The sequence below is a fragment of the Fluviicola taffensis DSM 16823 genome (genome assembly GCF_000194605.1).
GTDB lineage: Bacteria > Bacteroidota > Bacteroidia > Flavobacteriales_D > Crocinitomicaceae > Fluviicola > Fluviicola taffensis.
The window spans coordinates 4,102,522-4,118,069 of record NC_015321.1; the positions used below are offsets into that span (position 1 = coordinate 4,102,522).

Annotated in this window: 15 protein-coding genes; 13 read left to right on the forward strand and 2 right to left on the reverse strand. The window is 35.6% G+C overall.

All coding sequences use genetic code 11. The features are described from left to right. Positions 1-308: 308 nt before the first annotated feature. From serC to FLUTA_RS17975, 5 genes are all read left to right on the forward strand, one after another. Entirely contained in the window at positions 309-1,379 is a 1,071-nt protein-coding gene (gene serC, locus FLUTA_RS17955; RefSeq protein WP_013688330.1) for a 3-phosphoserine/phosphohydroxythreonine transaminase, read from the forward strand. Positions 1,380-1,535: 156 nt separating this feature from the next. Beyond that, on the forward strand, positions 1,536-2,501 hold the full coding sequence (locus tag FLUTA_RS17960; RefSeq protein WP_013688331.1) for a D-2-hydroxyacid dehydrogenase: 966 nt from the start codon (positions 1,536-1,538) through the stop codon (positions 2,499-2,501). Between the two features lie 12 nt (positions 2,502-2,513). Next, entirely contained in the window at positions 2,514-3,749 is a 1,236-nt protein-coding gene (locus FLUTA_RS17965; protein WP_013688332.1) for a DUF1015 domain-containing protein, read from the forward strand. Positions 3,750-3,751: 2 nt separating this feature from the next. Next, positions 3,752-4,414, forward strand: a complete 663-nt coding sequence (locus FLUTA_RS17970; protein WP_013688333.1) for a YggS family pyridoxal phosphate-dependent enzyme — start codon at positions 3,752-3,754, stop codon at positions 4,412-4,414. Continuing rightward, positions 4,411-5,007, forward strand: coding sequence for a DUF1684 domain-containing protein (locus FLUTA_RS17975; protein WP_013688334.1), 597 nt, complete (start codon positions 4,411-4,413; stop codon positions 5,005-5,007). Before FLUTA_RS17970 ends, FLUTA_RS17975 begins: the two co-directional genes overlap by 4 nt. Positions 5,008-5,150: 143 nt before the next feature. Here the strand turns inward: FLUTA_RS17975 and FLUTA_RS17980 are convergent, their stop codons facing one another. Both FLUTA_RS17980 and FLUTA_RS17985 read right to left on the reverse strand, forming a co-directional pair. After that, complete coding sequence (locus FLUTA_RS17980) at positions 5,151-6,530, reverse strand: poly(ethylene terephthalate) hydrolase family protein (protein WP_083800582.1); 1,380 nt, start codon at positions 6,528-6,530, stop codon at positions 5,151-5,153. A gap of 106 nt (positions 6,531-6,636) precedes the next feature. Further along, a complete protein-coding gene (locus tag FLUTA_RS17985; RefSeq protein ID WP_013688336.1) occupies positions 6,637-7,332 on the reverse strand; it encodes a GDSL-type esterase/lipase family protein in 696 nt (231 codons plus the stop codon). 120 nt (positions 7,333-7,452) lie between these two features. Here FLUTA_RS17985 and FLUTA_RS17990 point away from each other — a divergent pair, with 120 nt between their 5' ends. The 8 genes from FLUTA_RS17990 to FLUTA_RS18030 all read left to right on the forward strand — a co-directional run bounded on the left by FLUTA_RS17990 (position 7,453) and on the right by FLUTA_RS18030 (position 15,523). Continuing rightward, the gene (locus tag FLUTA_RS17990) at positions 7,453-9,471 is read left to right on the forward strand and encodes a dipeptidyl-peptidase 3 family protein (RefSeq protein ID WP_013688337.1); all 2,019 of its coding nucleotides are present in this window, start codon (positions 7,453-7,455) and stop codon (positions 9,469-9,471) included. Positions 9,472-9,620: 149 nt separating this feature from the next. Then, positions 9,621-10,163, forward strand: a complete 543-nt coding sequence (locus tag FLUTA_RS17995) for a GNAT family N-acetyltransferase (RefSeq protein WP_043023926.1) — start codon at positions 9,621-9,623, stop codon at positions 10,161-10,163. Between the two features lie 350 nt (positions 10,164-10,513). Further along, positions 10,514-11,074 carry a hypothetical protein gene (locus FLUTA_RS18005; RefSeq protein ID WP_013688340.1) on the forward strand — a complete coding sequence of 187 codons (561 nt, stop codon included), beginning with the start codon at positions 10,514-10,516 and terminating at the stop codon, positions 11,072-11,074. 68 nt (positions 11,075-11,142) lie between these two features. After that, positions 11,143-11,856: a hypothetical protein gene (locus tag FLUTA_RS18010; protein WP_013688341.1), complete on the forward strand. Its 714-nt coding sequence runs from the start codon at positions 11,143-11,145 to the stop codon at positions 11,854-11,856. Then, a complete protein-coding gene (locus FLUTA_RS18015; protein ID WP_013688342.1) occupies positions 11,853-12,725 on the forward strand; it encodes a hypothetical protein in 873 nt (290 codons plus the stop codon). The genes FLUTA_RS18010 and FLUTA_RS18015 overlap by 4 nt, the downstream gene beginning before the upstream one ends. A 6-nt stretch (positions 12,726-12,731) precedes the next feature. Next, positions 12,732-13,469 (forward strand): hypothetical protein, encoded by a 738-nt coding sequence (locus FLUTA_RS18020; protein ID WP_013688343.1) that lies wholly within the window; start codon positions 12,732-12,734, stop codon positions 13,467-13,469. 16 nt (positions 13,470-13,485) lie between these two features. Further along, entirely contained in the window at positions 13,486-14,064 is a 579-nt protein-coding gene (locus tag FLUTA_RS21020) for an acyl carrier protein phosphodiesterase (RefSeq protein ID WP_013688344.1), read from the forward strand. Between the two features lie 34 nt (positions 14,065-14,098). After that, positions 14,099-15,523 carry an MltF family protein gene (locus FLUTA_RS18030; protein ID WP_013688345.1) on the forward strand — a complete coding sequence of 475 codons (1,425 nt, stop codon included), beginning with the start codon at positions 14,099-14,101 and terminating at the stop codon, positions 15,521-15,523. Positions 15,524-15,548 lie beyond the last annotated feature (25 nt).

Here is a 15,548-nt window from a genome sequence, read left to right on the forward strand (position 1 = left end):
GAGAGATGGTATACTATCGTGAGAAAATTCAACGTAGTAAACGAGGTTTTTAAGAATAGCATTGGGAAATTTCGTTTTTGAACAGTAATCTACTTCCTCTTGAATCTTTGTAATAACCCGTTATTACTTCAAATTCAAGATTCGTATCTCACTATTCAAAAAGCGATCTGACAAAATTCTTTTCCTTCATTCAAGTTATTTAGTAAAACACTTCGCTTTTCGTATAAAATTCTCGAAATTTGTAACACCTCAAGTATATAGCAAAAAATCAATCCTGCGATACCATATCAGGATTCAAAAAAGAACACATGAAAAAACACAATTTTGGCGCAGGGCCATGTATCCTTCCGCAAGACGTATTTAAGAAAGCTTCAGACGCAGTTCTAGATTTTAATGGATTGTCGATTCTTGAAGTTTCACACAGAAGCAAAGATTACGAAGCCGTGATGCATGAGGCTCGTGAATTAGTAAAAAAAGCATTGAATATTTCGGATGACTACGAAGTACTTTATTTACAGGGAGGCGCTACTCTTGGTTTTACAATTGCGGCATTAAACATGATGCGTTCTACAAAGAAAGCTGGATATATCAATACTGGAACTTGGGCTTCTGGAGCAATCAAAGAGGCTAAAAAAGTAGGTGTTGATGTCAATGTGTTTGGTTCATCGGAAGATAAAAACTTTAGTTACATCCCAAAAAACTTAGTTGTTCCAACGGATGCAGATTATATTCACTTCACTTCAAACAACACCATTTTCGGAACTCAGTTCAAAGAATTTCCTAAAACAGATTTGCCTTTGGTGTGTGATATGTCTTCAGATATTTTCTCCAAAGAAGTAAATGTATCTGATTTTGATTTGATTTATGCAGGTGCTCAGAAAAACTTAGGACCAGCAGGAGCGACACTATACATTGTAAAGAAAGACGTACTTGGAAAATCAACTTCTGCATTTATGCCAAGCTATTTGGATTTGAAACAACATGCGGATAAAGACTCTATGTACAACACACCTCCTGTATTTTCTGTTTATGTAGCGATGTTGAATTTACAGGATTTATTGGCAAATGGTGGAGTTCCTAAAATGGCATTGAAAAACCAAGCAAAAGCAAAATTGATTTATTCGGAAATTGATTCAAATCCATTATTCAAAGGTTCTGCAGCAGTAGAAGATCGTTCAGAGATGAATGTAAACTTCCTGTTGACAAATGATGCATTGAAAGATGAATTCGACGCAGCATGGAAAGCAGCTGGAATCATTGGTTTAAATGGACATAGAAGTGTTGGTGGATACCGTGCTTCCATGTACAATGCACTTGAATTGGATAGCGTTCAAGTATTGGTTGATGTAATGAACGATTTCTCTAAAAAACACGGGTAGAAATTGTTCAAAACGTTAAAAGAGTTCAATAAGTTCCATGTGTTTAAACTCAAAATTTGAACATTTGAACATTTGAACATTTGAACATTTGAACAAACAACGATTTGCGACAAAATCGAATTATTTAGAACATCGAGATAAATTGAAATAAGAATTATGAAAATATTAGCAAACGACGGAATCTCAAACGAAGGGAAAGTTGCACTTGAAAAAGCGGGTTTTACAGTAATTACAGATAAAGTAGATCAAGCCGATTTAATCAACTATGTGAATGCAAATAACGTAGAGATTATTTTAGTTAGAAGCGCTACAACCATCAGACAAGTAGTTGTAGATTCTTGTCCGGGATTGAAATTACTAGGACGAGGCGGAGTTGGAATGGACAATATAGACGTGGCTTATGCCCGTGAAAAAGGACTTACGGTAATCAATACCCCTGCTTCTTCATCTCAATCCGTTGCGGAATTAGTCATGGGACATTTATTTACAGGAGCGCGTTCATTGCACGATTCTTACAAGAAAATGGAAACAGGTGATTTTTCTGCGTTGAAAAAAAAATACGGAAAAGGAATCGAATTACGTGGAAAAACCATCGCTATCGTTGGATTTGGTCGAATCGGTCAATCTTTGGCGAGTTATGCTTTAGGTTGCGGAATGAAAGTAATCGCAGTAAACAACCACGATATTCATACAGAAGTTACCATGGAAATTCATGGCCTTGGACCAATTAAAGTACCTGTTCAGTCAACAAATGATTTACATTTTGCGCTGGCATCCGCAGATTTCGTTTCATTACATATCCCAAAACAAGCAGATGGCTCAGCAGTAATCGGAAAGAAAGAATTCGATTTGATGAAAAAAGGAGTTGTCTTAGTGAACGCTGCTCGTGGGGGTGTTGTCAATGAAGATGCACTTTTGGAAGCAATCGCGGAAGGTAAAGTGGCTTATGCTGGATTAGACGTTTTTGAAAACGAACCAAATCCGAGAGCAGACTTATTGAATAACGAAAAAATTGGAACTACTCCACACATTGGAGCTGCAACAAATGAAGCTCAAGATCGAATTGGTTTAGAATTAGCTGATTTAATCGTCCACCAATTTGGAGTTCAGATTCCTGCTTAGTCTTTCAAAATAATGTCGATCATTCACCCTTTTAAGGCAATTCGTCCAACGAGAGATAAAGCTCAATTGGTTTCAACACGACCTTTGGCGGCTTATCGGAAGCATATTTTGCGTGCAAAGTTGGATGAAAATCCGTATACTTTTCTACATATCATTCACCCAGAAGGCGACAAAGAACATCACTCAAAAGCGAACTCAGTAGAACGATTTGAAGCCGTAAAATCAAGATATGATTCGTTTATTGAACAAGGAATTTTGATTCAAGACACCGAAGAGTCTTTTTACATCTATCGCCAAACGAAAGGGGCACATCAATTTACTGGAGTCATTGCAGGTGTAAGTATTGAAGAATACAAGGACGATTTGATCAAAAAACATGAAGCAACGATTACTTCGCGTGAATCCATGTTTACCAATTATTTGAATACCACAGGATTCAATGCTGAACCCGTTTTATTGGCTCACACCCATTTGCCCGAATTAGATAAATACTTCGATAAAGTAACCAAAGTACGTCCTGAATACGAGTTTTCAACTACCGATAAAATCAAACATGAATTGTGGGTGATTGATGCTCAAAAAGATTCAAAGTTGATTGCTATTTATGCCAATTTAAACCAATTATACATTGCAGATGGACATCACCGTTCGGCTTCCTCTGCCCGACTAAAAGATACAATCATCAAAAACAAGCAGGCTCAATTTCCTAATCAGGATTATTTCTTGGCTTATTTGATTGATGAACAAAAATTAGAGATCCTTGAATTTCAGCGCTTGGTAAAACATTTGAATGGATTAACTCCCAAGAGTTTTTTGCAAGCATGCGAAGCACATTTCGAAATTGAAGAATTGAAGAAAGCCCGAAAACCACTTCAAAGACACGAAATTGTCTGTTTATTAGGTAAATCGGCTTATTCATTCAAAGTAAAGAATACTATTTCAATCGAAAAAAACACCGTTAAACAACTAGATGCTCAAATCCTTACCGATTATATCCTGTCTCCTATTTTGGGGATTGAGGACTTAAAAACGAGTAAGGATATTGATTTTGTTCCAGGAACGAAAGATTTGAAAAAAGTAGTTGATTTAGTAAAGAAAAACGATTTTAAAGTTGGATTCCTTCTCTTTCCTGTGTCAATTAATGAAGTAAAAGAAGTTGCTGATCAAGGTGGAATCATGCCTCCAAAATCAACTTGGGTGGAACCTAAAATGCGCAGCGGACTCACAATCTACAATATCAACGAATAACCATGTCTTTAGCAGATCGATTAACCCAATTAAAACAAGAAATCCCAAAAGATGTTGTTTTAGTAGCTGTTTCAAAAACGAAACCTGCTGCTTTAGTTCAAGAAGCTTACGATGCTGGACAGCGTGTTTTTGGTGAAAATAAAGTACAGGAATTAGTCGATAAATGGGAAGTTCTTCCAAAAGACATCGAATGGCATTTAATTGGGCATCTACAAACCAATAAAGTGAAATTTATCGCTCCTTTTGTTTCATTGATTCATTCTGTGGATAGTTTTAAACTCCTTCAAGAGATCAATAAGCAAGGAGAAAAAAACAACCGAATCATTCCCTGCTTGCTTCAATTTCACATTGCTCAAGAAGAAACCAAATTTGGCTTTTCGTTTGAAGAAGTGGAAGAATTGCTTCAAAACAAGGAATTTATTGAAATGAATCACGTTTCAATTACAGGATTGATGGGAATGGCAAGTTTTGTTGAAAATCAAGAACAAATTCAAGATGAATTTCGAAATCTACATAACTACTTTGCAATCATCAAAAGCAATTACTTTAAATACAATCCAGATTTCAAAGTCATTTCTATGGGGATGAGTGGAGATTACAAATTAGCCATTGATGAAGGAAGTACCATGATTCGTGTTGGAAGTTCATTATTTGGTAGCAGATGAGAATAATCGGACTCGTTTTTATAGGATTGATTTCCATCAGCACTTCATTTGCTCAAAACAAATACGCTGACAGTCTTCAACTGGAACGTCAAAAACACGAAAAAGAATTCCTTTCACAGGTTTTGGATGAAGAAGAGCGGAAAATACATCCTGAAATTTGTTTCTTTCCCATTGATACTTCGTGGATTATTGAAGCAGATTTCACCAAAGAAATAGGTCCCGCTTTTGTAATGCCCATGTCGAAAGAACGAACTGTTTACTACCGAAAAGTTGGGACTCTTTCTTTCAAAGTAAATGATACATTGTGCAAACTGAATGTATATCAAAATCTCGAACTTACGGGGAAAAAGGAGTACAAGAACTACTACTTCGTTCCATTCAAAGATGGTACAACGGCTATTTCAACGTATGGAGCAGGAAAATATTTAGACTGTTACTTCCATAAGAAAGCTAAAAAAGTGACGATTGATTTCAATACTTCTTACCATCCTTATTGTGCTTATTCAGATCGTTATTCGTGTCCGATTGTTCCAAAAGAAAATACCATTCCAGTTTCTATTTTGGCAGGAGAATGTTACATCTCTCACGATTAAAACCCGTTGTAAATCATTGATTTCACTGGACAAATAGACACATGTCTATCTGTCATTCTGAGCTGGTTTTAACTCAGAATACTGATATGCCATCTTAATAATAAATAAAAAAAAGAATCCGCCAAAAAGACGGACTCACTATTCTATTGTTTAATAATTCGTTGGACTTGATTTGAATCTTTCAATCGAATGAAATAAGTTCCGCTATCCAAATTCTCAAGAGACAATTCTGATTTCAATTGAACTTCAAACTGGTTAATTATTCGTCCTTCAATATCCGATAATTCCAGAATCTGTTTGTTGGAAGTATTCGTTTGAACAGTAATTATTCCGTTGGTCGGATTCGGATAAATGGAGAAATAAAATGATGTCTTCTCCTCTAGACCAACAGTCACTCCCTGATCTGCACTTCCGTAACATCCAAAACTATCTGTTAAACGAACTTCAAACATTCCACCACCATATCCTTGTACGTCAATGGTTGGTCCAGTTTCACCTTGCAATTCATTCCCATTTAGAAACCAAGATATACTTAGTGAAGTTGAAGGAATACTCAAAACAGATCCATTTTGTGTGATTGTTGGATTAGTTGGTAAAGAATAAGTACAAGAAGCCTCCTGCTGGATTCGAGTATCTGTATCTCTTTGAGTAATGAAAATTGGCCAACTCGGACAATCTTTCATCAGATAAAACTTCAAATAAGGATCAAGTGCATCAAAAGTAATATCGTGTTGAACAGCACGTGTAATTGTTATCGATCCCCCAGAAGCCGACTCACCAAAATCACACGTAGTACTTGAATTAGCGAAGTAGCAATGTCCTCCACCAGTGATTGAAATAAAATGCTTGCACACATTGGAAACGCTATCATACATAGGCTTATGATTGGTAGCTGGAGCAGTTACAGCATCTGCTGTTCCTGAAAAAATGATGGTTGGAATCTGAATTTCCGAACTTACATTTATTGCGGATGGATTTGTTTCTGCAGGAGCTAAACCCACAAGAATATCAAAATTCGCTGTATTTTGAGCTGCTGCTAAAAAGGATGACCCTCCTCCCATTGAATGGCCCATAACGGCCTTTTTTCCATTCCATGCCTGATAGAAAAAAGAAGAAGCATCATTCCCTAGTGCCGCCATTTTAGTACCAACAATGGATAAATCCAATGCGAAATCTTGGTGAACTGGGGATATTCCTCCTTCTGTTCGCGGAAACACCAAAACATATCCCAGAGGAACATAATGATCAATGATATTTTGGTAAGCATCCCAACTCATTACAAAGCCATGACCAAATACAATATAAGGAAATTGTCCTGTGGCAATAGTTACATCTGTTCCAGCAACTGTTGCAGGGTAATAGATTTCACTTTGAATTTGACGTCCAGCTCCCCCACCTGAACCAAATCCACCAGTCCTCGATGGATCATTAAATGTAATTGTTCTTCGCCCAACTGGAAAGTTCTGTGAAAAACTATAGCCCGACATAAAAACTAAAATTAGTAGTAGTAGTTTTGTTTTCATAAAATTCGATTTCGTTAGTTTTATTTTCGCTGTAAATGTGCGAATTTTATCAAGTAGTGTAAATTTGATTGTGACGAGCGAACTATTTTGAATTTAAACGGGGATACTATTCGTAATATTTCCTTAAAAATTCCTTCAAATGATTTTTCCAAATCACATAACCCCAATAGTTCAGATGAATTCCATCCATCGTCAACTCCTTTTTTAGATATGTATTCGAAAGTAACATACCTGGCCTTACATCTAAAAATTCAATTTTATTCTCACGACAAATATTTTTTAGCCGATTATTCATTTTCTGAACACGAGCAGCAACAATACCATTTTTAGAAAACCCACCATACAACGTATCGTAGTAGTTTGCTGTAGGGATAACCGATTGAATCACTAACTCCACTTTGTGGGCTTGAATGGTATCAATTATCTCGCGAATATTCGAAAGCGTTTCAGTTAATGGAACCGATTGACTAATGTCATTGATTCCAATCATTAAAAAAATAATATGTGGTTTTTTCTTCAAAGCTACTTGAACTGGCGCAAGCGAATCTGGATTTTCATGAAGCAACTCCTTAGTTCTACATCCATCAAATCCAAAATTAAAAATATGTTTGTAACCTGTTAGCGTATTCCAATTCGTATCAACTCCCCAGTAATGATTGATTCGTCGAGTTTCACTATCTCCAAGCATCACAATTCTTAAACGATCAATCGGGATTCTCTTTGGTTTATTGCACGATATAAATACTGCAAGTAGAAATACTCCAACTATTATCTGATACCCCCATTTTCGTTTATTATTCAAAACTCTCCATTCATTACTTCTTCAAAGAAAAGAAAAACAAACCAAGTTTCGATACTCAAATTCAAACAAGATTCCCTATTCCATTTTTTTTAGCTATCTTCAAAACAGATAATAGACCAGATGAAAATACAAAATATACTAGCATTCTCTTCTCTCGTAGCACTATCTGCTGCATGTGGAGAAAAAAAAGAACCAACAGAAAATGAGCAAATAACACAGTCTCATGAAACAAAAGTAGAACGATTTGCCGATGTACAAATCCTTCGTTTTGAAGTTCCTAGCTGGGATAAATTGTCGATAAAGCAAAAGGAATTGGTGTATTATCTTTCTCAAGCAGGATTGGCTGGTAGAGATATCAATTACGATCAAAATAACCGATTCAATCTAGAAATCCGGAGAGCTTTAGAAAGTATTCATGAAAAATATACAGGTGATAAAACTACTTCAGAATGGGGAAAATTCGACACTTGGAGTAAACAAGTATTCTTTTCAAACGGGATTCACCATCATTACAGCATGGACAAAATCAAACCGAATTTTAGTCAAGCATACTTTGAAAAGTTAATGAAAGCAGGTGAACACAATCTAAGTCCAGAAGCACTTGCCGCTATTTTTGATCCAGAATTGGAGAAAAAACGAAAAGTAAAAAATCCAGATGTAGATATGATTGTTGCTTCAGCAAACAATTTCTATGGTGAGGGAGTTACCCAAAAAATGGTGGAAGATTTTTACAAGTCCAAACAAGATTTAAATGATCCTGAACCGATTGAATTGGGATTGAACTCTACATTGATTCTTGAAAAGGGAAAATTGGTGGAAGATGTTTGGAAAAGTAAAGGAAAATACGGATTAGCTATCGATCAGATTATTTTTTGGTTAAAAAAAGCAGTGAAAGTTGCTGAAAATGATCAACAAGCGAAAGCATTAAAAGTGTTAATTGACTTCTATAAAACGGGAAGTCTCAAGAAATGGGACGAATACAATATACTTTGGGCCACTTCCACAAAAGGCGATATTGACTGGATTAATGGATTTATTGAAGTATATGGTGATGCATTAGGTAAAAGAGCAAATTATGAGTCAATGGTTCAGATCAACGATTTTGAAGCTTCCAAACGTATGTCAGTCGTTGCTAAAAACGCACAATGGTTCGAAGACAATTCTCCATTGATGCCCGAGCACAAGAAAAAGAAAGTGGTGGGTGTTTCCTATAAAGTGGTTGAGGTTGCTAACGAATCTGGGGAATCTGCTCCTTCTACTCCAATTGGTGTGAATTTACCAAATAACAACTGGATTCGTGATGTACATGGCTCAAAATCGGTTTCATTAGGTAATATTATTGATGCTTATAATAAAGCTGGAGGCCCCGAGGTTGTTGAAGAATTTGCAAACGACCAAGAAGAAATTAACCGAGCGAACAAATATGGATCTTTAGCAGGAAAAATGCATACAGCATTGCACGAAGTTCTTGGTCATGCCAGCGGACAACTCAACAAAGGTGTTGGTCAACCGTCCGAAACTTTAGAAAACTATGCTTCTACCTTGGAAGAAGCACGTGCAGATTTGGTTGGTTTATACTACATCATGGATCAAAAAATGGTTGATTTGGGTTTAATCGAATCATTAGAAGTTGGGAAAGCAGAATACGACGGATATATCCGAAATGGACTATTAACGCAATTGCAACGCTTAGAAATGGGGCAAAACCTGGAAGAAGAACACATGCAAAACCGTCAATTGGTGAGTGCTTGGGTTTTTGAAAAAGGGTTGAAAGACAAAGTGATTGAGAAAATTGTACGCAACGGAAAAACCTATTACGATATCAAAGACTACAAAAAACTACGTGTTTTATTTGGAGAATTATTGCGTGAAATCCAGAGAATCAAATCTGAAGGTGATTACAAAGCTGGTAAAAACTTGGTGGAAACTTATGGCGTAAAAGTAGATTCCAAAATACATGCTGAAGTCTTGAAACGTGTAAAACCATTGAACATCGCTCCTTACAACGGATTTGTTTACCCTGTTTTTGTTCCAATCATGGATCATACTGGAAAAATAAAAGACATCAAGTTGGAAAACAAGCAAAACTTTATTGAGCAAATGTTGTATTACGGAAAGAATAACAGTTTTTTGTATTAGAATATCATGAAAATTATTTTCCCACAGATACACAGATTAAATAACGAAGCTAAGGCATTCCTATAAAAAAGGAAGTGCTATCTATTAGAAGCGCAAAAAAAATCTGTATATCTGTGGGAATTGAAAAAACAAAATCTTTTTTTTTGCAGATGGTCTTCAACATCCAACCCATTCTAGAAAATAAACAACTCATCCTCTACCCGCTTCAGGAAAGTGATTTTGAAGATTTGTATGCCGTTGCATCAGATCCTAAGATCTGGGAACAGCATCCGAATAAGGATCGTTGGAAAAGAGATGTTTTTCAGAATTTCTTCAACGGAGCAATCCAAAGCAAAGGCGCTTTCAAAATCGTAGAGAAAATAAGCGGAAAGATTATTGGATGTACACGCTACTACGATTACAATGAGATAGAGAATTTTATTCTAATCGGCTATACCTTTTATGCCACTTCCTGCTGGGGAAAAGGATTTAATCCAATGGTAAAGAAATTGATGCTCGATTATATCTTTCAATTCGTGCGGAAAGTTCACTTTCATGTCGGAGCAAGTAATCTTCGCTCACAAATAGCAATTACCCGCTTGGGAGCAGAAAAGATTGGTGAAGAAGATATTGCTTATTTTGGAGAACCTTCAAAATTGAATTTCATCTATGAAATCAGTAAAGAAAATTGGGAAATGCTCAAAAGTCACTGACTATGAGAAAGAAACTTCGTTGGATATACCTAGTTGTAATTGCTCTGGTTTTAGGAATATCTGCATTTTGGCTAATCAGTAAGTTTAATTCCTATATAATCATTAGTATTCTGGTCGGAATAGGTCTTGGAAGTATTGTTACGTCTCTTGTTCCCTATTTTATTTCGATGGAACTTTTAAAACAGTACGAAACGAAACCAGAAAGAAAAGCTTTCAAAATCTTCGGGATCATTCTTTACATCTTCTGCTTTCCAATCAAGATTTGGGTGATATTTGCCATAATTTATGAAATACTTTATGGTAACAACCATTGGAATTTTGGGTAAAAATCGTGCGTAACAAAAAATAATATGACTATTTACAGACTATATCTAAAACAAGTGCTGTTTGGTGGAATCATTTTACTGATTTCATCCTGCAATAATGGACAGACCCCAAAGGAATTCAAACAGAAACCTATTCAAATTCGAGTGGATGAAAAAATCAATATCACCAAAAGTGACACTATCATAAAATCAAAAAAGCATCATTTCAAGGACATCATTTGTAATTTAGATGGTGATAAATTACTCGATTCGGTAAAAATCGTCCAAAATACCATCAATAAAAAGTATGGTTTAAAAATAAGCTACGGCAACAAACGAATCGATTATCTTGGCATGGGAAAAGAAGTCATTCATCAAGGTTTCGACGATTTGGAATGGATTGGGGTATTTGAAAAAGTAAACAAGGGAGATACCATTTGGAGTAATGTCGACGGCGGCGAAATTATTGCAGATGATTCACAAATAAAGGACGAAGACAAGGTTATTCTTCAAAATGACGGAATATTCATTCATCAGTTGGAATCATGTGGTGGTGGAATTATTTACAGAGACGGCAAGTACTACAAATGGGTGCAACAGGAATAAGAGGATAATGCGAATCGTTAAATAACCAGTTAATCCCACAAAAATTAAAACTCTTTTAATATTCACTCATGAGTATATTCACTTATCATTTAGTCAAAACATCGTTCTTTAAAGCACTCCAAATAACATTCTTTCCGCCTAAACTAATGAATATAAAAGGCCTGATTCACATGGAATGCATGACTTTTATGACTTTAGGCTCTCAAGTTTTCTCTTCGTCTCGCTTTTTTAATAGAAGAGTAATTGTTTTTGCACAATGGGAAAATGAATCTGTTATTGACCGTTTTTTAGAAAATGATCCTCTTGGTAAAACCCTATCAAAAGGTTGGCATACGCGATTGAGCTATTTGAGACAATGGGGAAAGTTGGATGGATTTATTATCCCAGCAGAAAGCATAGAACAAGTTCACGATGAAGATTCGGTGGTTGCAGTAACAATTGCTAGAATGAAACTCTTCCAAGTACCACGATTTATTCGCTGGGGTCGACCTGTTGAAAAATTAGTGCGTGATCATCCAGGAATTACTTTAGCTTTAGCCTCCATTCGACTCCCTCGAACGGTTTCCACATTTTCTATTTGGAAAACCCAGAAAGAAATGACCGATATGGTTAATGGACATAGTAAGGTTCAAGATCCCAAGCGACATTCTAATGCAATGAAAGAAAGAAATCGAAAAGATTTTCATATTCAATTCACAACATTGCGCTTTAAACCAATATCCGAATATGGAGAATGGGATGGTCGTAAAAACATCATCCCCAATCTTAATAAGACGAAATGAATTTAGCATATCCCAAACAAAATTTCATAGATTGGTTGACACAGCAATGGGTCATTTTAAGAGGACAGAAAATTGAACCTGAAAATGTGCCTTGGTTAATTGGACCTTTTGGTGAGTTAGGAACTATTGGAGATGATTTCGTGATCCAATTAGCTAACACAGAGAATTTAATTATTGAACGAAATACAACTTCACATGGTTTAATTTCTCCATTTACCCAATTAAATTTTTCGGATAGTCAATTAAATCAACTTTCTGAAAAGGTTATTGACTTCTATGAAAACACTGCGAATTACGACTTAAACCTGATTGTGAAATGGAATCCTTTTTTTAAATTCTTTGGAGTAATCGTCAATAAATTATTTAGTCGCAGGATTAATCAACTAAATATTCCTACAAAAAATTTAAAACAGCCAGAAAATATAACAAGTGAAATAATCACTCTCACAGATTCAAAAACAAAAAAAGTGAAATACACAATTTGGTTTAGAACGATTGAATCAACTGGTGAAGTCGTTTACTCTGGTATTTATAGCACTTGTAAATTACCCTCTGGGAAAATGTGTGTAAAAGCAGTGTTCCCGCTACCAAAAGGAAATGCAACAGTAATCATGTCGACAAGTGTAGGTCACAATGGTGAGCTAATTTTAGATGCCTCTGGAGAAAAATTTGGTGACCCAGGTTTTTATTTCTTGCTCAATGACTCTAAAGGAAACTTTTGGTCTCAATATATCCGATCTTTTCGTGATCAATTGAAAGTTTATACGGACAACGAAAAAATCGTCGCCGAACAAACATTAACTTTATGGAATCGACAAGTTCTTCGCTTCAATTACGAAATAAAGCATACAGAAAAAAAGACTAACTAGTAGATAATGATCAAATCGAGACAAGAGCTATTTTCAATGAATTCCCATTTCGCCAAATTCATTTTGAGTTTGCAAAAGAATTATCTACCCGAACTTTATGAAGAAGGGGATCGTCTTTTATTGGATATTGATGACGAAGAAGCAACTGTTCTAACCAAAGAATTGACAGAAGAATTAAATGCAGAACAATTAAATGATTTTGAAACCAATAGAGACAAATTCTCATTTTCAGAATCCATTGAATTGAATTTTATTGAAACTGGGCTTTTCATTTCTTCCAAAAAAAAGACCTCAGATTATTTTTCGGATGTTTCTGGTTTAATTGATCAAATAAGACAAAAACTCCAAGAAAAACATGTTATTATCTTAGGCGATTGGAATACTCCTTGGTTGAGTCAACAAAATGATTATTTACCCGTGAAAAATGCGCTAACTTATTTGTCTACAAAAATAGATCATTCTTTTGATGGTGGATTTCTATTGAAAGAGCAAGAAGTAATCGAATTCATGCCGCATCTTTTTTGGCAGATCCGATGTAATACTGCTTTACCCCTTATTTATCTAACATTTCCGAATTCAAAAACGTTTATTTCAATCTGCCAATATAGCGTTCTTCATTTTCAATTCTACAGTGAGAATGAAAAAACAACGATTCTTGAAATTTTATCAGAATGGAAGTTCAAAGAAGTTCAAGAATGTAATAGTCCCATTGATTTTAGTGATTACTTACATCAGCCAAAATAATCTTACTTTTAAATACATGAATTACCTCGGACACATTTACTTCTCCAACAACAATCCTCAATTAGCCGTTGCAAATCTATTTGGCGATTTCACCAAAGGAAAAAAGTATTTAGAATATCCGGAATACATTCAAAAAGGAGTTTTACTTCATCGGAAAATTGATAATTACATCGACCATCATCATGCGGTATTGGAACTTATTCACCTTATTCGACCTGAGTTACCTAAAGTTGCTCCTATTGCCATTGATATCTACTTCGATCATTTACTGGCCATTCATTGGAAACAATATCATCCTCAAGAATTGCAGTTTTTTTTAACTGATTTCTATTCAAAAGTCAATTTAAGTAATACTCCTTATCCATCAGATTTTAAGCAATTTATACACTCGCTTATTGAACGAAATTGGTTAAGTTACTACCCTACCGAAGAAGGTCTGTATAGAATGTGTCAAGGGGTAAGTAATAAACTTTCATTCGATAATGCTTTAAAGCAAGGACACGAGGTGTTTTACCGATTTCAGAACGAAATTACTAGTTGCTTCCATGAGTATATGCGAGATGCAAATGAATATTTAATGGCTCCCATTCTATAAATTTTGTCGTAATTTGTTCGTAAGTTTGATTATTATGCTGAAAACCAAAAATGGAATTCTTCGTTTATTTATTGTTACAAGTTGCCTCTTTTTAGCAGCCTGTTCCTCCGAAAAAATAGATTCTCGTAAGAAACCATTAGACGCACATGATTTTGATCTTCCAGGAATCTACAAACGAGGAAGCTTAGTCGTTTTAGCAGAAAACAGCTCTACTTCTTTCTTCATTTACAAAGGAAAAAAAATGGGGTTCGAATACGAAATCCTGAAAGAATTTGCAGAAGAATTGGGAGTAACTTTAGAAGTTAAAATAGTCAATAACCTCGATGAAATTAATGATATTTTAAATAGAGGCGAAGGCGATATTGTTGCTTGTAATTACACTGTAACACGAGAAAGAAGAGCAGAAATTAACTTCTCAACTCCTTTCCTACAAACGAATCAGGTTCTAATACAACGGAAATCGTCTCCAGAAACAGCTGACCAAAAAGTTTCATTCATTTCTGACCCAATTCAACTAGCTAACAAGAAAGTAGTTGTTTGGGAGAAATCCAGTTATTATACGCGTTTAATACATTTGCAAGATGAAATTGGCGATACAATCCAAATTCGTCCTACACAATCCCAAGAAGGTGTTGAAGAGTTAATCGAACAAGTTTCCAATGGGGTTATCGATTATACGGTTGCTGAAAAAAATATCGCCGAAATCAACGATCGCTTTTACGACAACCTAGATGTTAGTTTGCCTATTTCCTTCAAACAGAATGTAGCTTTTGGATTGAATAAAAAATCTCCAATCCTCCAAAAACGATTGAATATTTGGTTGTCTAAATTCATGAATCGCGAAGCTTTTTCATACATCAAGCGCAAGTATTTCGAGCAAATTCGTGGCTCAATTGCTGGTGATGTCAACTTCAAATCACGACGTGGAACCATTTCTCCTTTTGATGCGATATTAAAAGCTGAAGGAATTAAACACAATATTGACTGGCGTTTGGTTGCTGCATTGATTTATCATGAAAGTAAATTCAATCCGAATGCAAGAGCATTTGGTGGCGCTTATGGTTTGATGCAATTCATGCCTGGAACAGGTCCAAAATTCGGTGTCTACCCCACTTCTCCTCCTGAAGTTCAAATTCAAGGAGGCTACAAGTATTTGACTCGAATCACCAAACTTTGGGTTGGAATAAAAGACGAAGAAGAACGCAATAAATTCATTTTAGCAAGTTACAATGCGGGTTCTGGACATATTTTAGATGCGCAACGATTAGCCGAAAAACAAGGATTAAATCCACACATTTGGAACGATAACGTAGAGAAAATGGTCATGAATCTCGGGAAACACGCTTACTACACCGATGAAGTGGTTAAAAGTGGTGCTTTCAGGGGAAACATTTGTATTCGTTATGTGCGCGGAATTACTTCTCGATACGAAACGTATAAAACATTGGTTAAACGTTAAGTTCAGCGACAAATCGTAACTTTGC